This window comes from Cupriavidus sp. 22TCCZM01-5, assembly GCF_057798915.1.
Window position 1 is genome coordinate 1 of the sequence record NZ_JBYOJR010000060.1, and the last position, 21914, is coordinate 21914.

Consider the following 21914-nt stretch of genomic DNA (forward strand, 5'->3'; position numbering starts at 1 on the left):
GGCCGTGGCGATCGCCTGCAGGCCGGCCACGCCGGCGCCGAGGATCAGCACGCGCGCGGCCTTGACGGTGCCGGCGGCGGTCATCAGCATCGGCATGAAGCGCTGGTAGTGGTGGGCCGCGACCAGCACGGCCTTGTAGCCGGCGATATTGGCCTGCGAGGAGAGCACGTCCATGCTCTGCGCGCGCGTGGTGCGCGGCGCGGCTTCGAGCGCGAACGCGGTGACCGATGCCGCAGCCATGCGCGCGTTGTTCTCGGCATCGAACGGATTGAGCATGCCCACCAGCACCGAGCCAGGCTTCATCTGCGCCAGCTCTGCGGCTTCCGGCGCCCGCACCTTCAGCACCAGGTCAGCGCCAAGCGCCTCGGCGGCGCTGCCGATGGTCGCGCCGACGGCCTCATAGGCGCCGTCGGGCTGGCTGGCCCGTACGCCGGCACCCGCCTGCACCACGACCTTGTGGCCTTGTGCAACGTACTTCTTGACGGTCTCCGGGGTGGCGGCGACGCGAGTCTCGCCGGCCCGCGTCTCCTGCGGGATGCCGATGTACATCGTCAATTTCTCCTTTTGCTGGCGTCATGTCTGGTGGGCGGGCCGACGTCTGGCCCGTTGCGCGCCGGCTGCTGCCAGCCGCAGCGCACAATTTTCAACGCAGCTTACAGTAATCTGACGATTTGTTGGTGACCGATCGGTCGGGTTTTGGCACGCCGCCACGTAGCGGCGGGAGAGCCGCCACCGCGCTGCACAATGTCCGCGCAACCGGTAAAATGCCAGATTGCCTAAAAAATGTGCATCATGCCACGTGACTGGAATGCCAGCGTGACGGTTGCCGCGGTCATCGAGCGCGGCGGGCGGTTCCTGCTGGTGGAAGAAGAAACCCGTGACGGCTTGCGGCTGAACCAGCCCGCGGGCCACCTGGATCCGGGCGAAAGCCTGATCCGCGCCGTCATCCGCGAAACGCTGGAAGAGACCGCGCATACCTTCGAGCCGCGCGCGCTGCTGGGCTGCTATATGGGCCGGGCGCTGTCGTCGCGCACGGGCACCGACGTGACCTATGTGCGTTTCGCCTTCACGGGCGACCTGGGCTCGCTCGACGCGGGCCGCCAGCTCGATACCGGCATCGTGCGCACCGTGTGGATGAGTGCCGACGAGATCCGCGCCTGCCCCGAGCGTCACCGCACGCCCCTGGTGCAGGCCTGCGTCGATGACTATCTGGCCGGCAAGCGCTTTGCGCTGGACGCGCTCTACACGCACCCGTCGGTGCTGGCCAACGGAGACGCATCGTGAGCGGCAAGCGGGTCGTGGTCGGCATGTCGGGCGGGGTCGATTCGTCAGTCACCGCGTGGTTGCTCAAGCAGCAGGGCTATGAAGTCATCGGCCTGTTCATGAAGAACTGGGAAGACGATGACGACAGCGAATACTGCTCCACCCGTCAGGACTGGCTTGACGTGGTGTCCGTGGCCGACCTGATCGGCGTGGATGTCGAGGCGGTGAACTTTGCCGCCGAGTACAAGGACCGCGTGTTCGCCGATTTCCTGCGCGAGTATTCTGCTGGCCGTACGCCGAACCCCGACGTGCTGTGCAATGCCGAGATCAAGTTCAAGGCATTTCTCGACCACGCCATGTCGCTGGGCGCCGAGACCATTGCCACGGGTCACTATGCGCGCGTGCGTCAGAACGCGGCCGGCCGTTTCGAGCTGCTCAAGGCGCTGGACCATACCAAGGACCAGAGCTACTTCCTGCACCGCCTGAACCAGGCGCAGCTCTCGCGCACGCTGTTCCCGCTGGGCGAGATCCCGAAGACCCGCGTGCGCGAGATCGCCGCCGAGATCGGCCTGCCGAACGCCAAGAAAAAGGACTCGACCGGCATCTGCTTCATCGGCGAGCGGCCGTTCCGCGATTTCCTGAACCGCTACCTGCCGACCAAGCCGGGCCCGATGAAGACGCCCGACGGCAAGGTGGTCGGCGAGCACATCGGGCTGGCCTTCTACACGCTCGGCCAGCGCAAGGGCATCGGCCTCGGCGGCAGCCGCGACGGCAATGGCGACGCATGGTACGTGGCGCGCAAGGACATGGCGAACAATACGCTCTACGTCGTGCAGGGCCACGACCATCCATGGCTGCTGACGCCCACGCTGATCGCTGCCGACCTGTCCTGGGTGGCGGGGGAGCCGCCTGCGGCCGGTGCCGCCATGGCGGCGAAGACGCGCTACCGCCAGAGCGATGCGCCGTGCGTGGTCGAGGCGGTGGGCGGCGACACGCTGGAACTGGCGTTTGCCGAAGCGCAGTGGGCGGTCACACCGGGCCAGTCGGCGGTGCTGTATGACGGTGATGTCTGCCTTGGCGGCGGCATCATCCAGTCGGCGCAGTGAGCGCAGCCTGAAAGCAAAAACGCCCGCATGCGGGCGTTTTTGTTTCTTGGCGCCGGCGCTCAGGCCTGCGGCGGTTCCGTGTCGATGAACGACTGGCGCTTGGCGAGCTTCTCGTGGTACGTCGCCAGGTTCGGATGGCGCTCGCGCCAGTTGATTTCCGGAAAGCGGAAATCCAGATAGGACAGCGCACAGCCCACGGCCACGTCGGCGAGCGAATAGTGGTTGCCGCTGCACCATGGACGATCCGCCAGGCCGTTCGACATGGCGGCCAGCGCGGCGTGGATCTTGCCAAGCTGGCGCTGCACCCAGCGCTCGCTACGCTCGTGCGGTTCGCGCTGGGTGTTCTCCAGGCGCGCCAGCAGGGCGGCATCGAGCAGGCCATCGGCCAGCGCTTCCCAGCAGCGCACTTCCAGGCGTTCGCGGCCGCCTTGCGGAATCAGGCGGCTGACCGGCGTGAGCGTGTCGACGTATTCGACGATCACGCGCGAGTCATAGATCGAGCTGCCGTCCTCCATGACCAGGCATGGCACCTTGCCGAGCGGATTGTATTGGCCGATCACCGTATCGGCTGACCAGACGTTCTCTTCGATCAACTGGTAGTCGATCTTCTTTTCCGCCATCACTACGCGCACCTTGCGCGCGTAGGGACTGGTTTGGGACGCGAACAGCTTCATTTTCTCCCCTCGAGCTTGTTATGAAGTGCATCGACGCTCGGCGGCAAGCGACGCAGGAGCCCAGTGGCTCCGATGCTTGCCCGATGCACTTCATAACAGGCTAGCGGAACGGCGAGCGCGAGTATACCCGCGCCGCATGGCGAATGAGGCCTCCCGTACGGATGCCCCATGGCTATGCTGGAGCGTTGCCCCGATATTGCGGCATGGGTGGTAAAATCGCCCGTTGCGCGGCGCCGGCCCGTCAGCGCCGTCAGTCGCAGCGAGCGCGCGGTGCGGCGCATTGGCCGCTTGCCAGTTGCCCGCGGGGCACCCCCCCACGCCTGGCGCGCGCCTGCGATCCGTCCCATACCCCCTCATTCTCCCCGGTTGCCAGCATGTCCATCTCTTCGCTTTCGCCGCTCACCGCCCTGTCCCCCATCGATGGCCGCTATGCCTCCAAGGCCGATGCGCTGCGCGAATGGCTGTCCGAAGCCGCTTTCATGCGCAACCGCGTCAAGGTCGAAGTGCACTGGCTGATCGCGCTGGCCAAGACCGGCCTGCCCGACATGCCGAAGTTCTCGTCGGCCTCGGAAGCCGCGCTGCTGGCCCTGGTTGACAAGTTTTCCGAAGCCGACGCGGCCCGTATCAAGGAAATCGAGGCGGTTACCAACCACGACGTCAAGGCGGTCGAGTACTGGCTCAAGGAGCAGGTCAAGGGCAACGCCGAACTGGAAGCGGCGAGCGAGTTCATCCACTTCGCCTGCACCTCGGAAGATATCAACAACACCTCGCACGGCATGATGCTCAAGGGCGCGCGCGAAGCCGTGGTGGTGCCGGCGCTCAAGCGCGTGCATGCGCGCCTGGTGGAACTGGCCAAGGCCAATGCGGCCCAGCCGATGCTGTCGCGCACCCACGGCCAGCCGGCCAGCCCGACCACGCTGGGCAAGGAAATGGCCAACGTGGCCGCGCGCCTGGCGCGCGCCATCGAGCGCATCGAGCGCGTGGAACTGCTCGGCAAGATGAACGGTGCCGTGGGCAATTACAACGCGCACCTGTCGGCCTACCCGGCGTTCGACTGGGAAGCGTTCTCGAAGCAGGTCATCGAAACCCGCCTGGGCCTGACCTTCAACCCGTACACCATCCAGATCGAGCCGCACGACTACATGGCCGAGCTGTTCGACGCCGTGGCGCGCGCCAACACCATCCTGCTGGACCTGAACCGCGATATCTGGGGCTATATCTCGGTCGGCTACTTCAAGCAGAAGACCAAGGCCGGCGAGATCGGTTCGTCGACCATGCCGCACAAGGTCAACCCGATCGACTTCGAAAACTCGGAAGGCAACCTGGGCCTGGCCAACGCGGTGCTGCGCCACCTGTCGGAAAAGCTGCCGGTGTCGCGCTGGCAGCGCGACCTGACCGATTCGACCGTGCTGCGCAATATCGGCGTGGCCTTCGGCTACAGCCTGCTGGCCTACGAGGCCTGCCTGCGCGGCCTGGGCAAGCTGGAAACCAACCCCGAGCGCCTCAACGAAGACCTCGACAACTGCTGGGAAGTGCTGGCCGAGCCGGTCCAGACCGTGATGCGCCGCTTCGGCGTGCCCAACCCGTACGAGCAGCTCAAGGAGCTGACCCGCGGCAAGGGCATCTCGCGCGAGGCGCTGCAGACGTTCATCACCGGCCTGGCCATTCCGCAGGACGCCAAGGACCTGCTGCTCGCCATGACGCCGGCCAGCTATATCGGCAAGGCCGTGGTACTGGCCGAGCGGATCTGACGCTAGCCTGTTCCGTGCGACGCAAGAAAGCCACCCGATCGGGTGGCTTTTTTGCTTGCAACGGCGATGAAGCCATATCCGTGCCCTGCGGCGGAATGTCGCTTCAAATGATTTGAATAACTTAATTAAGGACTGTCCTGCATCTGCGCACATTCCGCCGCAATAATGCGAGAATCGGAAGCGCGGGGCCAAACTCCCCGTTGCAGACTTGCCCAAAATTGTGAAACGCCCGCGACACGGGCAGAGGAATTTGATGCGTTCGAACGCCAACGCTAGCGGCTACGGTGCAACGGCCATCGGCCTGCACTGGATCATTGCCCTGCTGATCTTCGCCGCCTTCGGGCTCGGCTGGTACATGACCGGCATCCCGGGGCTGACGCCGACCAAGCTCAAGCTGTTTTCGTGGCACAAATGGCTGGGTGTGACCGTTTTCATCATCGCCGTGCTGCGCGTGCTCTGGCGCGCCACGCATGCCGCACCGCCGGTCGCGCCAGGCACGCCGGCATGGCAGGCCAAGGCCGCCGCCGGTGCCCACCACCTGCTTTACGTGCTGATCATCGTGGTCCCTGTCACGGGCTATCTGTACAGCCTGGCCGCGGGTGTGCCGGTGGTCTACCTGGGCTTGTGGAAGATGCCGGTGCTGATCGAGCCCAACGAAGCACTGAAGGAAGTCTTCAAGCTTGTGCACGTCTGGCTGAACTACCTGATGGCCGGCGTGGTTGCGGTGCATGCGGCCGCTGCCATCAAGCACCAGGTCGTCGATCGCGACGGCACGCTTGGCCGCATGCTGCCGTTCCTGCGCTAAGCCACGCGTGCGCAGGCCTGCCCCTGCGGTAGCCATTGTTCGGGAAGTCCCTTTTCGGTTCTGATGCGCGGCGCAGGGCGCCGTCCACTGACAGGAGTCATTGATGAAACGTATTCCCCGCCCCGGTTCGCTGCTGCTGGCCACCGTGCTGGCCACCACCGGTGTTGCCGCCAACCTTGCCTGGGCGCAGATCGACACCGCCAAAAGCTCGGTGACCGCAGTGGCGCGCCAGATCGGCGTGCCCATGGAAGGCAAGTTCAAGAAGTTTGACGCGAACGTCGACTTTGATCCCGCCAAGCTCGCGGCGTCGTCGGCCAAGGTCGAGATCGATGTGTCGAGCTTCGAGATCGCCGACGCCGAAACCACCAAGGAAGTGAAGGGCAAGGATTGGTTCGACGCGGCGAAGTACCCGAAGGCCGTGTTCCAGTCGACCAGCATCAAGAACGGCACGCCGGGCAAGTACGAAGTGGCCGGCAAGCTGACCATCAAGGGCAAGACCCAGGACATCGTCATTCCGGCCACCTATCGGCAGGACGGTGGTGCCCAGGTGTTCGAAGGCGTGCTGCCGATCAAGCGCACGGCCTTCAATATCGGCGACGGCGAATGGAAGGACACTTCCGTGGTCGCCGACGACGTGCAGATCAAGTTCCGTATCGTGACGGCAGCAAAGAAGTGAAACCCGGCAGCGCCGGGCTTTACGAACTGAACAGCTGTTGCCATTCCCGTTGATGTTCCTCTCCAACCTTTTGTCGGGAGATCCCATGAAACTGAGTACCCTCATGACCGCCGTGGCGGCCGTTGCCGCAACCGCCGCCTTTGGCGTGGCTTCGGCCAATACCGTGACCTATAACCTCGATCCGACCCATACCTACCCGAGCTTCGAGGCCGACCACCTCGGCGGCCTGTCGACCTGGCGCGGCAAGTTCGAGAAGTCCAGCGGCGTCGTCACGCTGGACCGCGTCGCCAAGAGCGGCACGGTGGACGTGAAGATCGACCCGGCTTCGATCGACTTCGGCAATGCCAAGCTGAACCAGCATGCCAAGAGCCCCGACATGTTCGACGTCGAGGCTTTCCCTGAAGCCAGCTACAAGGGCAAGTTCAGCAAGTTCAAGGGCGACGTCCCGACCGAAGTGGAGGGCGTGCTGACCCTGCACGGCGTGTCCAAGCCGGTGAAGCTGGAAATCCGCGACTTCAAGTGCATCCAGCATCCGATGCTCAAGCGCGAGGCCTGCGGCGCCGACGCCGTCGGCCAGTTCAACCGCGCCGATTTCGGCCTCGACTATGGCGTGAAGATGGGCTTCAATCCCCAGGTCAAGCTGGCGATCCAGGTCGAAGGCGTCCGGGCAGAGTAAGCCCGAAGCCGCGGCCGGTTCCCACCGCCACCCGCAGCACCCGAAAAGCCGGCATTCGCCGGCTTTTTTTCTTGAGCTGCCTTCATGGGGAGGGCGAGTCGTGCACTTGGTTGTACGACATGCGGCAGCCACAGTACAATGGTCCGCGGCATTTCACCATCACCGGTGCAGGCAATGGCGCCCGCCCGCCTGCGGGGCACGCTGGCCTTCGCGCCAAAACTCAGGCAATTGCGCATTACTATGAGCCTTCGCTGTCGTTCCCCGTTCCGGTAGCCTTTCCGCGTCCCACTCGCCCCTGCACGCCGTACCCGGCCGATCTGCCAGCCTGTATGGCCCGCAGCGTTTCTCGGATTTCCCCCTGGCGCAATACTGTGTATTCCAAAACGCAAATCGATCCGGTGGTCAGTTTCCGCAACTCGCAGGGTGAGCAGGTGCGGGGCACGATCATCAATCTCCAGAGAAAGTCTCTGGTGATGGAAATCTACAATCCGTATTCGATCGTGCAGGTCAGCGAGGTGCTGAGCGAGCTCAGTGTCCGGATGGGGGCAAAGAACGCCTACCTTGGCAAGGCCGTGGTCATGAGCCTGGTGAATACCGGCCTGACCGCGGTGGTGTCGCTGACGCTGATCGACGAGTGGCGCGAGCTCAGCGACCTCAACAACGAGCCCAAGTCGGTCGCCCGCGAGGCCGAACTGTTCGTGCAGGACTGGGACGCGCGCTTCAACATCCGGCGCGACTACCAGATCGTGGTCAACGAGATGCGCGCGTTCCTGTCAGAGGTGTCGCGCTGGGTGGAGCAGGTCGACCTGACCGAGTCGCTGCCCAAGGTCGACGGCCGCCTGCGCGAGGACGTGTTCTACGAGCTCGCCACGCCGATCATGGGCCGCACCAAGCGCTATCTCGACTGGCTCGAGGAAGAGGCGCAGCGCGTCGATCCGGAGATCGCCCCGGTGCACCGCACCTACGCCCAGGCGGCGCTGCACCCGCTGCTGCTGCGCGCGCCGTTCGTCTACCGGACCTTCACCAAGCCGCTTGGCTACGCTGGTGACTACGAGATGGTGAACCAGATCCTGGGCGATCCGCAGCAGGGGCCCACCACCTACTTCCAGATCGTCAACACCGCCTTCCTCAAGGCGGCGGTCGCCACGGCCCACCGCAACCGCATCGACCTGCTGATCGACTTCCTGAAGCGGCAGGCCGAGCGTGCTACGGTGGCCGGACGCCCGTTCCGTTTGCTGAACGTGGGTTGCGGCCCGGCCTTCGAAATCCAGCGCTTTGTCCGCGAATACGAACGCCCGGAAATGCTCTCGTTCCAGCTCGTCGACTTCAGCGAAGAGACCCTCGAATACACCAAGGCCTCGATCGAGCGCGCCGCCGCGCAGGCCGGGCACAAGGTTTCGGTGGAGATGGTTCACCAGTCGGTGCATGAACTGCTCAAGCGGCGCATCGCTGCGGACGATTTCGATGCCAGGGAATTCGATGCCGTCTATTGCGCGGGCCTCTTCGACTACCTGTCCGACAAGGTGTGTTCGCGACTGCTGTCGTACTTCGCGTCGCGCACCCGGCCCGGCGGGCAGGTACTTGTCACCAACGTGCATGCGGACAATCCGGAGAAATTCGGCATGGAGCACCTGCTGGAGTGGTACCTGATCTATCGGGACGACCCGGGCATGCTGGCGCTGCTGCCCGATAATTCGCGCGAGCACCGGGTCTATGTCGATGCCACCGGCGTCAACGTGTTTGCCGAAGCGACCATTCAATGAGGCACTGACCGTACACCGTTCCGCGCCAGCCAGCCGGCGCGGCGGAGTACCACCGGACCAGGTCATGAGTACGAACCAACTATATGCGGGCTACCAGTCCGAACTGGCGGATTTTCGCCTCGCGTTCAGCCGCGGCGGTGCCTATACCGCCATCGTGCTGGTGCTGCTCGGGGTCGGGCTGGACTACGGCCAGTACCCGCAGCAGCAACTCGTCTTCGGGCTCGCGCGCGTGGTGGTGTCGCTGCTGATCGCCGGCGTGGTGGTCATGCTTTATAGCGCGGCCGGGCGGCGTTTCGCGCCCTGGCTCACGCTGACCTGGCTGCTGCTGCCGCAGATCATGATCGCGTGGATGATCTCGCAGACCGAGGGCGTGGAATCGCCGTACTACGTGGGGCTCAACCTGGCGATCTTCGCCTCGGGCATCGCGCTGCCGTTCGGGCTGTGGCAGAACCTGGTGTTCGGCATGCTCTCGTACCTGCTGTATGCGCTGGCCTGCCTGCTGCATTCCGGCGGCATCGAGCCGATGGGCACGTTTATCGTCAATTCGCTGTTCCTGCTGTTCGCCGCGGCGGCCAGCGGCGTCTATACCTTCTTCAACGAGCGCGCGCGTTTCATGCTGTTCCGGCTCAAGGCCGAAGTGGCAGAAAAGAACGCCGAGCTGGAAGTCATCAACCGCAAGCTCGTCGACATCAAGGGCCAGATGCTGCAGCAGGAGAAGATGGCCGCGATCGGTACGCTCGCGGCCGGCCTGCTGCACGAGGTCAACAACCCGGTCAACTTCTGCCTGATGGCGATCGAGGTGGCCATGGAAGAGCCGCAGGCCAAGGAGAACCCGTCGCTGGAGGAGTGCCTGGTCGATGCCAAGCAGGGGATGCAGCGCATCCAGCATATCGTGTCCGACCTGAAGACCTTTGCCTACCGCAAGCCCGGTGCCGAGGTCGAGGGCACGCCGTTCCTGTTCGAAAAGGCGCTCGATTCCTCCATCCGCCTGACGGCCCACGAACTGCGCGGCGTCAAGGTGACGCGCGACCTGCCTGATGACACGCTGGTGCTCGGCGACGAAGCCGCCGTCATCGGCGTGCTGATCAACCTTTTTTCCAACGCCGCGCTGGCCATGCGCAAGGCAGGCACGACGGCACCGGCGATCCATACCACGGTCAGGTGGGTGGAGAGCCGGCTACATGTGCGCGTGCAGGACAACGGCCCGGGCATCGCCCCGGAGCACCTGGCGCGCGTGTTTGAACCCTTCTTTACGACGCGCGACGTGGGGCAGGGACTGGGCCTGGGCCTGTCGATCAGCTATGCGGTGATCGAGCGGCACGGCGGCCAGCTCTATGCCGAAAGCGAAGTCGGCCAGTGGGCCGCCTTCAGCTTCGACCTGCCGCGCGCGGAGTGACCCGGCCATGAGCGAAGTCCAGCAGGCACGGCCCACTGTGCTCTATGTCGACGATGAAGAGATGGCGTGCAAGTACTTTGCGCGCGCCGTCGGCAACGAGTATGAGGTTCTGATCGCAACCGGTGCCGATCAAGCCATCGACATGCTGCGCGCGGAGGGCGCGCGCACGGTCATCCTGGTGACCGACTTCCGCATGCCAGGGCGCGACGGCGGCGACCTGCTGCGCCAGGTGGCAGAGGAATTCCCGCAGGTCGTGCGTATCCTCGTCACGGCTTACGCCGACAAGGACGTGCTGCTGCAGACGGTCAACAGCGGCGAGGTGTTCCGCATCCTGGAAAAGCCGCTGAGCGTCGGCGACGTGCGCAATGTGCTGCGGCTGGCCGTGGAGCGTTCGCGCGAGCGGGCCCTGCGGCAGCAGCGGCTGATGGCCATCGACGAGACGCTCGCCTTCCTGGCCCACGAACTGAACACGCCGCTGGCGGCCATCGCCAATTTCGCACGTGGCATTGAAGGCCGCGTGGCGGCGGAATACAGCGCGCAGCGCCAGGGCGAGATCGGCCAGGCCGCCAGCGCGATGCACGACAACGCCCAGTATTGCCTGGCGGTGCTGTCGTCGTTCCTGCAATCCGTGCGCAGCAGCGCAGGCAGCGCGCCGGCGCGGCAGGAGCCCGGCGCCGAGGTGAGCGCGGGTGCGCTGGTCGCGTCGCTGCTGGACACCTATCCCTTTACCGGCGACCAGCGCAACTGGGTACAGGTGGAGATGCATGGCGACTTCCCCGTGCAGACGCTGCCCAATTGCGTGGCACTGGTGCTCTCCTCGGTCATGAGCAACGCGTTGCGCGCGCTCGGCGACATCGGCGCGCCATTGCTGCGATTTATCGTAGTGGCGAAGCCGCGGCAGGAGATCCGCATCTGCGACAACGGGCCCGGGATTCCGCCCGAAGTGATGGAACGACTACTGGTGGACCCCGTCACCACCCACGCCGGGGCAGGCGGCAGCGGCCTCGGCATGATTTTCTGCAACCGCGTCATGCAGTCGTTCGGCGGCGGCATCCGGATCGCCTCAGCGTCCGGGGCCGGCACGACGGTGACGCTGGACTTCCCAAATTTCAAGAATCGAATGCACAGGAGTGACCGATGAGCGAACCGATTGCCACCCAGGCACCACCCCCGGCGATTCTGTTCGTCGACGACGAGGCGACAGCCGTCAAATATTTCCAGCGCGCCATCGGCGCGCTGGCCCCTGTGGTGACCGCCGGCTCGGTGGAAGAGGGCAAGACGCTGCTCGAAGCGCACGCGGACAGCCTGGCGGTGCTGGTGTCCGACCAGCGCATGCCCGGAGAGTACGGCAATGAGCTGCTGCGCCATGCGCGCGAACGCTATCCCCATATCGTGCGGATCCTGACCACGGCTTACTCGGAGCTGGACCAGACCGTCGAGGCCGTCAACCAGGGGCAGATCCACCGCTATATCAAGAAGCCGTGGGATATCACCGCGCTGCGCATGGAGCTGAAGCAGGCGCTGGAAATGGCCGGCCTGCGCAAGGAGCGCGACCAGCTCGTGCGCGAGAAGCTGAGCGTGCTGCAGACCCAGACCGTGGCCACGCGCATCGGCATGGTCCACGCGCTGTGCGCGAGCCTGGTCGGCCCGGGCCGCTTCCAGCCGGTTGAAACCTACCTGGCCGCCACCGAGCTGGCCGGCGCGCGCAATGCCGAGCCCGACTGGCAACGGCTCGACTATGCCGACCTGGTGGGCGCCGAGAGCGAGCGCAGTGGCGGCTTTGGCCATGCGGTAGGCACGCAGTTGGCGGCCTTGCGCACGCGCTATGCCGGGCGCGGTGCCGCCGACGCGGCGGCGATCATCACCGAGGCGCTGGGCGATGGCACGGTGCGCCGCGAAGGCGATGCCGTGGTGTGGACGGCGCCATCCGCGCTCAGCGAATTCCTGGCCAGGCCGGTGGGCGAAGCCGTGTCCGCGCAGCATGCGACGTGGCTGGCCTGCCTGCTGTGGCTGGAAGAGGCCGGCGGCGCGCTGCAGTGCGCGCGGGAAGGTGAGACCATTGCCTGCCGCGCCGGCGAGCGCGCGGCCAGCTTTTCGACGGACCGCCTGGCGATCTGGATCGAGCGGTTTTCGGAGCAGGCCTGAGCGGCGGTCTTGATCGGGTAGCCATTCCCACGGGCAACAAAAAAGCGCACCACAGGGTGCGCTTTTTTTTGCTCGGGGGCTTCAGGCTCAGGCCTGCGCGCCGTAGTTGGGGTCGTCGCGGTCCGTGCCGCCTGCCTTCTTCTCGCCCTTGACCAGGTCTTCGCGCTTGACGCCGAACCACATGGCCAGCGCTGCGGCAACGAACACCGACGAGTAGATACCGAACAGGATACCGACCGTCAGCGCCAGTGCGAAGTAGTGCAGGGTGGGGCCGCCGAAGAAGAACATCGACAGCACCATCATTTCGGTCGAGCCGTGAGTGATGATGGTCCGCGACATCGTGCTGGTGATCGCGTGGTCGATGACCTCGTGCGTGGTCATCTTGCGGTACTTGCGGAAGGCTTCGCGGATCCGGTCGAAGATCACCACCGACTCGTTCACCGAGTAGCCGAGCACCGCCAGGATGGCCGCCAGCACCGACAGCGAGAATTCCCACTGGAAGAACGCGAAGAAGCCCAGGATGATCACCACGTCGTGCAGGTTGGCGATGATGCCCGCCACCGCGAACTTCCACTCGAAGCGGAACGACAGGTAGATCACGATGCCGATCACCACGCACAGCAGCGCCAGCAGGCCGTCGGTCGCCAGTTCCTTGCCGACCTGCGGGCCGACGAACTCCACGCGTTGCAGCTTGACGTCAGGCGCGGCAGCCTGCAGCGCGCCCATGACCTGCTCGCTCTGCTGGGCGGAAGTCACCTGCTTGCCGTCCGGGCCCTTCTGCAGCGGCAGGCGGATCATGACGTCGCGCGAGGTGCCGAAGTTCTGCACCTGGATGTCGTGGTAGCCCAGCTGTCCGACCTGGCCGCGGATCTTCTCCAGGTCGGCCGCCTGCTGGTAGTTGACCTCCATCACCGTACCGCCGGTGAACTCGATCGACAGGTGCAGGCCCTTGTGCCACAGGAAGAATACGGCGGCGGCAAACGTCAGGAAGGAGACCACGTTGAAGACCAACGCGTGCTTCATGAACGGAATGTCGCGCCGGATGCGGAAAAATTCCATGATGTTGTCCTGATGAATCCGTGCTTACTTGGCGACCGGGGTGTCCGCACCCGGCTTCCAGATCTGGCCGATGGCCACGCTCTGCAGCTTCTTCTTGCGGCCGTACCAGAGGTTGACCAGGCCACGGTTGAAGAACACCGCCGAGAACATCGAGGTCAGGATGCCCAGGCAGTGCACCACGGCAAAGCCGCGCACCGGGCCCGAGCCGAAGGCCAGCAGCGCCAGGCCCGCGATCAGCGTGGTGACGTTGGAGTCCAGGATGGTGGCCCAGGCGCGCTCGAAGCCGACGGCGATGGCCATCTGCGGCGAGGCCCCGCCGCGCAGTTCCTCGCGGATGCGCTCGTTGATCAGCACGTTGGCGTCGATGGCCATGCCCAGCACCAGCGCGATAGCGGCAATGCCCGGCAGCGTCAGCGTGGCCTGCAGCATCGACAGCACCGCGATCAGCAGCAGCAGGTTGATGCCCAGCGCGGCGACCGAGAATACGCCGAACAGCATGTAGTACAGGACCATGAACACGGCGATGGCGCCGAAGCCATAGGCCACCGAGTCAAAGCCCTTCTTGATGTTGTCCGCGCCCAGCGACGGGCCGATGGTGCGTTCCTCGATGATCTCCATCGGCGCGGCCAGCGAGCCGGCGCGCAGCAGCAGCGCCAGGTCGTTGGCGGCCTCGGTCGAGTAGGAGCCGGTGATCTGGAAGCTCGAGCCGAGTTCCGACTGGATCGTCGCCACGGTCAGCACTTCACCCTTGCCCTTCTCGAACAGCACGATGCCCATCGGCTTGCCGATGTTCTCGCGCGAGACGTCGCGCAGCACGCGGCCGCCTTGTGCGTCGAGCTTGATGTTGACCGACGGGCGCTGGTTCTGGTCGAAGCCGGCCGAGGCGCTTTCGATGCGGTCGCCGGTGAAGATCACCTGCTTGCGCAGGATCACCGGGGCGCCGTTGCCTTGCGTGAACAGTTCGTCGCCAAACGGAACCGGGTCGCCCGGGCGCGGGTTGCGCGGGGCGTCGGGATCGGCCAGGCGCGCTTCCAGCGTGGCGGTACGGCCGATGATGTCCTTGGCCTTGGCGGTGTCCTGCACGCCGGGCAGCTGCACCACGATGCGGTCGGCGCCTTGCTGCTGGATCACGGGCTCGGCCACGCCAAGCTCGTTCACGCGGTTGTGCAGGGTGGTGATGTTCTGCTTGACGGCGGCGTCCTGCACGGCCTTGCGGGCGGCCTCGGTGAAAGTGCCGACCACGTTGTTGCCGTCCATGGCGAAGGCCAGCTCGCGCAGGTTGTCGGCCAGGATGCCGCGCGCGCGGTTGGCGTCGTCGGCGTTGTTGAGGCGCACGGTCAGCTTGTCGCCGTCGCGGTCGATGCCGCCGTGGCGCACGTTCTTGTCGCGCAGCAGGGTGCGGGCATCACCCGAGAGGCTGTCGAGCTTCTTGTCGACGGCGCCCTTCATGTCCACCTGCAGCAGGAAGTGCACGCCGCCGCGCAGGTCCAGGCCCAGGTACATCGGCAGCGCGTGCATCGCGGTCAGCCAGCGCGGCGAGCCCGAGAGCAGGTTCAGCGCGACCACGTAGGTCGGGTCGTTCACGTCGGGGTTGAGCGCGCGCGTCAGGACGTCCTTGGCCTTGAGCTGGTCGTCGGCGGTGCGGAAGCGCGCCTTGACCGAGCCGGACTGGCCGGAAACATCGAAGAAAATGCCGTCAGGCTGGAGCTGGTTCTGGGCCAGGATCTCTTCCACATGCTTCTGCATGGAGAGGTCCACCTTGACCGTGGCCTTGCCCGAGGAGACCTGCACGGCAGGCGCCTCGCCGAAGAAGTTCGGCAAGGTATAGGTGATGCCGATGGCCAGGGCCACCAGGATCACGAGATATTTCCAAAGCGGATAACGATTCATCTCTGGCCAGTCATTCAGCGGTTGGCGGGTCCGCCGGGCGCCTCAGGGGCACGCCGGCAGGGCCGGACCGGTTGGCAAACAGCCGCCTGGCCGCCACGAAAGGCCGCTTTGCGGGCCCACGGGCTGATCAGGCGGCTGCCAGGGCATGCGCAAGCGGGCATGCCGGAAAAGACAAAGGGCAGGGTCGCGAACGGATCAGAGCGACTTCAGCGAGCCCTTCGGCAGCACCGTGGTCACGGCGTTCTTCTGCACGGTGACTTCAGTGCCTGCGGCGATTTCCAGGCTGACGTACTGATCGGTCACCTTGGTCACCTTGCCCAGGATGCCGCCGGCCGTGACGACTTCGTCGTTCTTGGCAAGGGCTTCCAGCATGGCCTTGGCTTCCTTCTGGCGCTTCATCTGCGGGCGGATCATGATGAACCACAGCACCGCGAACATCAGGATGATGGGCAGGAAGCTCATCAGGCCACCCGCTGCGCCGCCGGCACCGGCGGTCTGGGCGAATGCGTTAGAAATCAGCACGTTGATTCTCCGTCACAAAAGTCATTCAAGTAATCGACCATTCTATCACCCGTGCAAGGCACGCCCCGGCATTCTGGGGCGGGAATTCGGGTTTGTTCGGGGTGCGTTCGGAACGACTTGGCGTGGATGCGCGCCAGACCCGGCGCGACTGCGGTATTCGACCGTGCCGCGCAGGAAAGTTCGCGGCTCAGCGCGTGCCGCGCGCGCGGTCGCTGGCGAACTGGCGGCGGAAGTCGCTGAAGCGGTGTTGTTCGATCGCCTCGCGCATTTCGCGCATCAGCTGCAGGTAGTAGTGCAGGTTGTGGATGGTATTCAGGCGCGCGCCCAGGATCTCGCCGACGCGGTGCAGGTGGTGCAGGTAGGCGCGCGAGAAGTTGCGGCAGGTGTAGCAGGCGCAGCCTTCGTCGAGCGGGCGCGGGTCGTTGCGGTGCGCGGCGTTCCTGATCTTGACGTCGCCGTAGCGCGTGAAGAGCCAGCCATTGCGCGCGTTGCGGGTCGGCATCACGCAGTCGAACATGTCGACCCCGGCGGCCACGCCGGCTACCAGGTCTTCAGGCGTGCCCACGCCCATCAGGTAGTGCGGCTTGTTCGCCGGCAGGCGCGGCGCCACATGCTCGAGCACGCGCATCATGTCTTCCTTGGGCTCGCCCACCGACAGGCCGCCGATGGCGAAGCCGTGGAAATCCAGCTCGGACAGGCCGGCCAGCGATTCGTCGCGCAGGTCCTCGAACATACCGCCCTGGACGATGCCGAACAGCGCATTCGGGTTGGCCAGGCGCTCGAATTCGTCGCGCGAGCGCTTGGCCCAGCGCAGGCTCATGCGCATCGACCTGGCGGCCTCTTCGTGCGTGGCGGGGCGGCCTTCGATCTCGTACGGCGTGCATTCGTCGAACTGCATGACGATGTCCGAGTTCAGCGTGCGCTGGATCTGCATCGAGATCTCGGGCGACAGGAACAGCTTGTCGCCATTCACCGGCGACGCGAACGTGACGCCGTCTTCGGTGATCTTGCGCAGGTCGCCCAGTGAAAACACCTGGAAGCCGCCGGAATCGGTCAGGATCGGCTTGTCCCAGCCGATGAAGCGGTGCAGGCCTTCATGGCTGTTCACCACGTCCAGTCCCGGGCGCAGCCACAGGTGGAAGGTGTTGCCCAGGATGATCTGCGCGCCGATCTCGTTCAGCTCCAGCGGCGACATGGCCTTGACCGAGCCATAGGTGCCGACCGGCATGAAGATGGGCGTTTCGACCACGCCGTGGTTCAGGGTGACGCGGCCGCGGCGCGCGTTGCCGTCGGTGGTGAGGAGTTCGAAGTTGAGCATGGCGGAATTCGGTTCTGGCTTCAGGGCTGGCGCTGGTCTGCGGTGATCACTGGCGGGTCAGGAACATCGCGTCGCCGTAGCTGAAGAAACGGTAGCGCGCCTCGACCGCGTGGCGGTAGGCGGCGCGAATGGCTTGCACGCCGGCCAGCGCCGACACCAGCATCAGCAGCGTCGACTTGGGCAGGTGGAAGTTGGTGATCAGGGCATCGACCAGCCGGAACTGGTAGCCAGGCGTAATAAAGATGTCGGTGTCGCCGCTGCCGGCGTCCAGCGTGCCATCGGCATTCGCGGCGGACTCCAGCGCGCGCAGCGAGGTCGTGCCCACGGCAATGACGCGGCCGCCGCGCGCGCGCGTTTCGCGCACGGCCGCGGCCAGTTCCGGCGAAATCGCGTACCACTCCGAGTGCATCTTGTGTTCGGCGATATTCTCGGTGCGCACGGGCTGGAAGGTGCCGGCGCCCACGTGCAGCGTCAGGAACGCGCGGCGCACGCCGGCGGCGTCGAGCCGCGCAAACAACGCATCGTCGAAATGCAGGCCGGCGGTTGGTGCGGCCACGGCGCCGGGGTTGCGCGCGTAGACGGTCTGGTAGCGGGTTTCGTCGTAGGCGTCCGGATCGTGCGTGATGTAGGGCGGCAGCGGCAGGCGGCCATATTGCTCGATCAGGTCCAGCGCCGGTGCCGGGAAGCGCAGCGTGAAGAACTGGTCGACGCGCGGGCCCACAGTGACGGCAAAAGCGTCCTCGGCCAGGTGCAGCTTGCTGCCCTCCGCGGGCGTCTTGGACGCGCGCACCTGGGCCAGCACGGTGTGCGTATCGAGCACGCGCTCGACCAGCACTTCGATCTTGCCGCCGCTGGGCTTGTGGCCGAAGAAGCGCGCCTTGATCACGCGCGTGTCATTGAAGACCAGCAGGTCTTCGGGGCGGAGGTATTCGATGATGTCGCTGAAGGCGCGGTCGACCATGCGGATGGCATCCGGCTGCTCGCCCGGTGCCAGGCGCTCGACCACCAGCAGCCGGCTGGCGCTGCGGTCGGGCAGGGCGCTCTGTGCAATCAGTTCGGGCGGCAGCGGGAAATCGAAATCGGACAGCGTCAACATGGAGAAACGGCAAGGCCCCGGCTTGGCGCCACCAAAGGCGGCAACCGGGATAGGTACAATCGGCGAATCCGATATTGTAAGGCTTGGGCGCCAGGCGCCGCCCGGCCCTGTGTGATACCCCATATTTCTCCGCCTGCCCGACTGCCGATGCCCGGAACCGCCACCGAACCGACCCAGGACAAAGCCGAAGCCCCTGACTCAGCGCCGTCCGCAAAAGGCAAGGCGGCGGGCAAGGCCGCGGGCAAGGACGGCAAGCCATCGTCCGCGGTCGCGCGGCTGGCCAAGATGGGCCTGCGGCGCAGCGTCGACCTGGTGCTGCACCTGCCGATGCGCTACGAGGACGAGACCACGCTGATGCCGATCGCCGAAGCGATCCGCCGCGCCGGGCTCGGCCAGCCCGCGCAGGTCGAGGGCGAGGTCATTTCCAACGAGGTCACCTTCCGCCCGCGCCGCCAGCTCGTCGTGAAGATCGCCGACGACAGCGGCGAACTGACGCTGCGTTTCCTGAATTTCTACGGCAGCCAGACCAAGCAGATGGAGGAAGGCGTGCGCCTGCGCGTGCGCGGCGAAGTGCGCGGCGGCTTCTTCGGTGCCGAGATGGTGCACCCGACGGTGCGCCCGGTGGTGCCCGACGAGCCCTTGCCGGACCGCCTCACGCCGGTCTACCCGGCCACGGCCGGCATTTCGCAGGCCTACCTGCGCAAGGCGATCTCCGGCGCGCTGTCGCGCACGCCCATGCCCGAGACGCTGCCAGCGGCCGTGCTGAAGGGCCCGCTCGCGAAGCTGAAGCTGCGCCCGCTCGCCGAATGCCTGCGCCTGCTGCATACGCCGCCGCCGCAGGAGAGCGAGGCGGCGCTGGCCGACCGCTCGCATCCGGCCTGGCAGCGCATCAAGTTCGACGAACTGCTGGCGCAGCAGATCTCGTTGCGACGCGCGCATGAGGCCCGGCGCGAGAAGAATGCGCCATCGATGCCCCGGCATGATGGCGGCCTGCTGACGCGGTTCCTGGCGGCGCTGCCGTTCCGCCTGACCGGCGCGCAGCAGCGCGTGGTCGAGGAGATCGCGGCCGACATGACCGCGCAGCATCCGATGCACCGGCTGCTGCAGGGCGATGTGGGCAGCGGCAAGACCATCGTGGCGGCGCTGGCCGCGTGCCAGGCCATCGACGCCGGCTACCAGGCCGCGATCATGGCGCCGACCGAAATCCTGGCCGAGCAGCACTACCGCAAGCTGTCGGCGTGGCTGGAGCCGCTCGGCGTGCCGGTGGTGTGGCTGGCCGGCAGCCTCAAGGCACGCGAAAAGCGCGAGGCCGTGGCGCGCGTGGAATCGGGCGAGGCCCGGCTTGCCATCGGCACGCATGCGCTGATCCAGGACACTGTGCGCTTCGCGCGGCTGGGCCTGTCGGTGGTGGACGAGCAGCATCGCTTCGGCGTGGCGCAGCGCCTGGCGCTGCGCGGCAAGGCCCGCGGCGCGGAGCCCGCCCAGCCCGCGCCGGATACGGTCCCGCACCAGCTCATGATGTCGGCCACGCCGATCCCGCGCACGCTGGCCATGACCTATTACGCGGACCTCGATGTATCGGTGATCGACGAACTGCCGCCGGGCCGCACGCCGATCGTCACGCGCCTGGTCAACGACGAGCGCCGCGACGAGGTGATCGGGCGCATCCACCATGCGGCAGCCGAGGGCCGGCAGGTCTACTGGGTCTGCCCGCTGATCGAGGAAAGCGAGGCGCTGCAGCTCCAGACTGCCGTGGAGACCTATGAAACGCTGGTTGCCGCGTTGCCGGACCTGCGCGTCGGCCTGGTCCACGGCCGCCTGCCGCCGGCCGAGAAGGCGTCCGTGATGGACGACTTCAGCGCCAACCGCCTGCAGGTGCTGGTGGCCACCACGGTGATCGAAGTGGGCGTGGACGTGCCCAATGCCTCGCTGATGGTGATCGAACATGCCGAGCGCTTTGGCCTGGCACAGCTTCACCAGTTGCGCGGCCGGGTGGGGCGGGGCACCGCCGAGTCGGTCTGCCTGCTGATGTACCAGGCGCCGCTATCGCCCACCGCGCGCGAACGGCTGGCGACCATGCGCGAGACCACCGACGGCTTCGAGATCGCGCGGCGCGACCTGGAGATCCGCGGACCCGGCGAATTCCTCGGCGCGCGCCAGTCGGGCGAAGCCATGCTGCGTTTTGCCGACCTGAACACCGACGCGTGGCTGGTCGAGTACGCGCAGGAAGCCGCGCAGCTCATGCTGACGCAATTTCCGGAGGCCGTGGAGGCCCATCTGTCGCGTTGGCTGGGTGGCCGCGAGCACTACCTGAAAGCCTGACCAGCAGGGCGATCTTCGTTTTTTGGTGCCCTATGCGCCGCATTCACGCGGCGATCTGACAGATTCCGGAATCGAAGGTAAAATCTATCGCCTACCGCAAATTGATTAGTCATGACGCTCACCGAACTGAAGTACATCGTCGCCGTGGCGCGGGAGCGCCATTTCGGCCGTGCTGCCGAGGCCTGCTTCGTGTCGCAGCCCACCTTGTCGGTGGCGATCAAGAAGCTGGAAGACGAACTCAACGTGCAGATCTTCGAGCGCGGCACCTCGGAGGTCTCCGTGACCTCGGTGGGCGAGCAGATCGTGGCCCAGGCCCAGCGCGTGCTCGAACAGACCATGGCCATCCGCGAGATCGCCAAGCAGGGCAAGGACCCGCTGGCCGGCCCGCTGCGCGTGGGCGTGATCTACACCATCGGGCCCTACCTGCTGCCGTCGCTGGTCAAGCAGATGATCGGCGCCGTGCCGCAGATGCCGCTGATGCTGCAGGAGAACTACACGGTCAAGCTGATCGAGCTGCTCAAGCAGGGCGAGATCGACTGCGCCATCATGGCCGAGCCGTTCGCCGATTCGGGCCTCACGGTGCGCCCGCTCTATGACGAGCCCTTTGTCGTGGCGGTGCCGCGCGGGCACCAGCTCGCCGAAGCCAGCCATGTCGATCCGGACGAGCTGAAGCGGCAGACCATGCTGCTGCTCGGCAGCGGCCATTGCTTCCGCGACCATGTGCTCGGTGTCTGCCCGGAGCTGTCGCGCTTCTCGCAGGCATCGGACGGCATCCAGAAGACGTTTGAAGGTTCGTCGCTCGAAACCATCCGGCATATGGTCGCCAGCGGCGTCGGCATTACCGTGCTGCCTCGCACGTCGGTGCCGGACATGAAGGCCAAGGGCGATATGCTGGCCTACGTGCCGTTCGCCGACCCGGTGCCGGACCGCCGCGTGGTGCTGGCCTGGCGCAAGAGCTTTACCCGCCTGCCTGCCATGGAGGCGCTGGCCAGCGCGGTGGCAGCGTGCGAGCTGCCGGGCGTGCGCAAGCTCGATGCCAAGGAGCTGGCTGAAGCGGCCTGATGCGATTTCATTTCTTGCTTGCCGGCGTAGCCGGCGACTTACTCTTTTGTCCGAGCGACAAAAGAGTAAGCAGAAAAGCGCGTCGCCTGGCGGCTGGCCATCAACGATGCGCTTCTTGTTTTCGAGCGGCTTTGGTCTCGCGATGCCTGGTTGCCCGTTCGACCCTGCTACGCATAGTGATTCAGAACCAGTGCCTGCGATAACCGGCTCTTGTACGATCCCCATGTAGGGCTCGGGTACAGCGTTCCAATAGCGTCAGTGGTGGGACGCCTTCGGCTGCGCTGCGCGCAGGTCCTAGTCGGTTTGCGACGGGCATCATCGTCGCCAGTGCCAACGGTTCGGTTTCTCTGCTTCGCTGCGGCGCGGTTTGCCTGCGGCCTGGGTGCTCAG

General features: G+C 65.8%; 19 protein-coding genes. 12 read left to right on the forward strand and 7 right to left on the reverse strand.

Annotation, left to right across the window (positions count from 1 at the left end):
- Positions 1 to 549: Rossmann-fold NAD(P)-binding domain-containing protein (locus AC3FNH_RS31630; RefSeq protein WP_488722896.1), on the reverse strand; the 549-nt coding region annotated here is incomplete at its 3' end.
- Between the two features lie 243 nt (positions 550 to 792).
- Between AC3FNH_RS31630 and AC3FNH_RS31635 the strand changes: the two genes are divergently transcribed.
- Both AC3FNH_RS31635 and mnmA read left to right on the forward strand, forming a co-directional pair.
- Positions 793 to 1284, forward strand: a complete 492-nt coding sequence (locus AC3FNH_RS31635) for an NUDIX hydrolase (protein WP_276098447.1) — start codon at positions 793 to 795, stop codon at positions 1282 to 1284.
- Positions 1281 to 2369: a tRNA 2-thiouridine(34) synthase MnmA gene (gene mnmA / locus AC3FNH_RS31640; protein WP_488722897.1), complete on the forward strand. Its 1089-nt coding sequence runs from the start codon at positions 1281 to 1283 to the stop codon at positions 2367 to 2369. The genes AC3FNH_RS31635 and mnmA overlap by 4 nt, the downstream gene beginning before the upstream one ends.
- A 59-nt stretch (positions 2370 to 2428) precedes the next feature.
- Here mnmA and AC3FNH_RS31645 read toward each other — a convergent pair whose 3' ends face one another.
- On the reverse strand, positions 2429 to 3043 hold the full coding sequence (locus AC3FNH_RS31645) for a glutathione S-transferase family protein (protein ID WP_276098445.1): 615 nt from the start codon (positions 3041 to 3043) through the stop codon (positions 2429 to 2431).
- A gap of 374 nt (positions 3044 to 3417) precedes the next feature.
- Here AC3FNH_RS31645 and purB point away from each other — a divergent pair, with 374 nt between their 5' ends.
- From purB to AC3FNH_RS31685, 8 genes are all read left to right on the forward strand, one after another.
- Complete coding sequence (gene purB, locus AC3FNH_RS31650) at positions 3418 to 4794, forward strand: adenylosuccinate lyase (RefSeq protein WP_488722898.1); 1377 nt, start codon at positions 3418 to 3420, stop codon at positions 4792 to 4794.
- A gap of 253 nt (positions 4795 to 5047) precedes the next feature.
- Complete coding sequence (locus AC3FNH_RS31655; RefSeq protein ID WP_276098443.1) at positions 5048 to 5599, forward strand: cytochrome b; 552 nt, start codon at positions 5048 to 5050, stop codon at positions 5597 to 5599.
- Between the two features lie 103 nt (positions 5600 to 5702).
- The gene (locus AC3FNH_RS31660; protein WP_276098442.1) at positions 5703 to 6275 is read left to right on the forward strand and encodes a YceI family protein; all 573 of its coding nucleotides are present in this window, start codon (positions 5703 to 5705) and stop codon (positions 6273 to 6275) included.
- Between the two features lie 85 nt (positions 6276 to 6360).
- Complete coding sequence (locus AC3FNH_RS31665) at positions 6361 to 6951, forward strand: YceI family protein (protein WP_488722899.1); 591 nt, start codon at positions 6361 to 6363, stop codon at positions 6949 to 6951.
- A gap of 371 nt (positions 6952 to 7322) precedes the next feature.
- On the forward strand, positions 7323 to 8714 hold the full coding sequence (locus tag AC3FNH_RS31670; protein WP_488722900.1) for a class I SAM-dependent methyltransferase: 1392 nt from the start codon (positions 7323 to 7325) through the stop codon (positions 8712 to 8714).
- Positions 8715 to 8778: 64 nt separating this feature from the next.
- A complete protein-coding gene (locus AC3FNH_RS31675; RefSeq protein ID WP_276098439.1) occupies positions 8779 to 10110 on the forward strand; it encodes a sensor histidine kinase in 1332 nt (443 codons plus the stop codon).
- 7 nt (positions 10111 to 10117) lie between these two features.
- Positions 10118 to 11251 carry a hybrid sensor histidine kinase/response regulator gene (locus AC3FNH_RS31680; RefSeq protein WP_276098438.1) on the forward strand — a complete coding sequence of 378 codons (1134 nt, stop codon included), beginning with the start codon at positions 10118 to 10120 and terminating at the stop codon, positions 11249 to 11251.
- The gene (locus tag AC3FNH_RS31685; protein WP_488722901.1) at positions 11248 to 12255 is read left to right on the forward strand and encodes a response regulator; all 1008 of its coding nucleotides are present in this window, start codon (positions 11248 to 11250) and stop codon (positions 12253 to 12255) included. Before AC3FNH_RS31680 ends, AC3FNH_RS31685 begins: the two co-directional genes overlap by 4 nt.
- Positions 12256 to 12342: 87 nt before the next feature.
- Here AC3FNH_RS31685 and secF read toward each other — a convergent pair whose 3' ends face one another.
- The 5 genes from secF to queA all read right to left on the reverse strand — a co-directional run bounded on the left by secF (position 12343) and on the right by queA (position 18140).
- Complete coding sequence (gene secF / locus AC3FNH_RS31690) at positions 12343 to 13314, reverse strand: protein translocase subunit SecF (RefSeq protein ID WP_276098436.1); 972 nt, start codon at positions 13312 to 13314, stop codon at positions 12343 to 12345.
- Positions 13315 to 13338: 24 nt separating this feature from the next.
- The gene (gene secD / locus AC3FNH_RS31695) at positions 13339 to 15204 is read right to left on the reverse strand and encodes a protein translocase subunit SecD (RefSeq protein WP_276098435.1); all 1866 of its coding nucleotides are present in this window, start codon (positions 15202 to 15204) and stop codon (positions 13339 to 13341) included.
- Positions 15205 to 15399: 195 nt separating this feature from the next.
- Positions 15400 to 15726 carry a preprotein translocase subunit YajC gene (yajC, locus tag AC3FNH_RS31700; RefSeq protein WP_276098434.1) on the reverse strand — a complete coding sequence of 109 codons (327 nt, stop codon included), beginning with the start codon at positions 15724 to 15726 and terminating at the stop codon, positions 15400 to 15402.
- A gap of 187 nt (positions 15727 to 15913) precedes the next feature.
- Positions 15914 to 17044 (reverse strand): tRNA guanosine(34) transglycosylase Tgt, encoded by a 1131-nt coding sequence (gene tgt / locus AC3FNH_RS31705; RefSeq protein WP_488722902.1) that lies wholly within the window; start codon positions 17042 to 17044, stop codon positions 15914 to 15916.
- Positions 17045 to 17090: 46 nt separating this feature from the next.
- On the reverse strand, positions 17091 to 18140 hold the full coding sequence (gene queA, locus AC3FNH_RS31710; RefSeq protein WP_488722903.1) for a tRNA preQ1(34) S-adenosylmethionine ribosyltransferase-isomerase QueA: 1050 nt from the start codon (positions 18138 to 18140) through the stop codon (positions 17091 to 17093).
- Positions 18141 to 18287: 147 nt separating this feature from the next.
- Between queA and recG the strand changes: the two genes are divergently transcribed.
- A complete protein-coding gene (gene recG / locus AC3FNH_RS31715; RefSeq protein ID WP_488722904.1) occupies positions 18288 to 20462 on the forward strand; it encodes an ATP-dependent DNA helicase RecG in 2175 nt (724 codons plus the stop codon).
- A 111-nt stretch (positions 20463 to 20573) separates the two neighbouring features.
- Positions 20574 to 21524 carry a LysR substrate-binding domain-containing protein gene (locus AC3FNH_RS31720; protein WP_276098430.1) on the forward strand — a complete coding sequence of 317 codons (951 nt, stop codon included), beginning with the start codon at positions 20574 to 20576 and terminating at the stop codon, positions 21522 to 21524.
- The last annotated feature ends 390 nt before the right edge of the window (positions 21525 to 21914 follow it).

Excerpts from the sequence above, each read along its gene's own strand:
- AC3FNH_RS31720 (WP_276098430.1), top strand. The coding sequence starts at position 20,574 with ATGACGCTCACCGAACTGAAGTACATCGTCGCCGTGGCGCGGGAGCGC.
- AC3FNH_RS31665 (WP_488722899.1), top strand. The coding sequence starts at position 6,361 with ATGAAACTGAGTACCCTCATGACCGCCGTGGCGGCCGTTGCCGCAACC.
- AC3FNH_RS31645 (WP_276098445.1), bottom strand. The coding sequence starts at position 3,043 with ATGAAGCTGTTCGCGTCCCAAACCAGTCCCTACGCGCGCAAGGTGCGC.
- AC3FNH_RS31685 (WP_488722901.1), top strand. The coding sequence starts at position 11,248 with ATGAGCGAACCGATTGCCACCCAGGCACCACCCCCGGCGATTCTGTTC.
- tgt (WP_488722902.1), bottom strand. The coding sequence starts at position 17,044 with ATGCTCAACTTCGAACTCCTCACCACCGACGGCAACGCGCGCCGCGGC.
- AC3FNH_RS31655 (WP_276098443.1), top strand. The coding sequence starts at position 5,048 with ATGCGTTCGAACGCCAACGCTAGCGGCTACGGTGCAACGGCCATCGGC.
- queA (WP_488722903.1), bottom strand. The coding sequence starts at position 18,140 with ATGTTGACGCTGTCCGATTTCGATTTCCCGCTGCCGCCCGAACTGATT.
- AC3FNH_RS31635 (WP_276098447.1), top strand. The coding sequence starts at position 793 with ATGCCACGTGACTGGAATGCCAGCGTGACGGTTGCCGCGGTCATCGAG.
- recG (WP_488722904.1), top strand. The coding sequence starts at position 18,288 with ATGCCCGGAACCGCCACCGAACCGACCCAGGACAAAGCCGAAGCCCCT.
- AC3FNH_RS31675 (WP_276098439.1), top strand. The coding sequence starts at position 8,779 with ATGAGTACGAACCAACTATATGCGGGCTACCAGTCCGAACTGGCGGAT.
- secF (WP_276098436.1), bottom strand. The coding sequence starts at position 13,314 with ATGGAATTTTTCCGCATCCGGCGCGACATTCCGTTCATGAAGCACGCG.
- AC3FNH_RS31660 (WP_276098442.1), top strand. The coding sequence starts at position 5,703 with ATGAAACGTATTCCCCGCCCCGGTTCGCTGCTGCTGGCCACCGTGCTG.
- secD (WP_276098435.1), bottom strand. The coding sequence starts at position 15,204 with ATGAATCGTTATCCGCTTTGGAAATATCTCGTGATCCTGGTGGCCCTG.
- purB (WP_488722898.1), top strand. The coding sequence starts at position 3,418 with ATGTCCATCTCTTCGCTTTCGCCGCTCACCGCCCTGTCCCCCATCGAT.
- AC3FNH_RS31680 (WP_276098438.1), top strand. The coding sequence starts at position 10,118 with ATGAGCGAAGTCCAGCAGGCACGGCCCACTGTGCTCTATGTCGACGAT.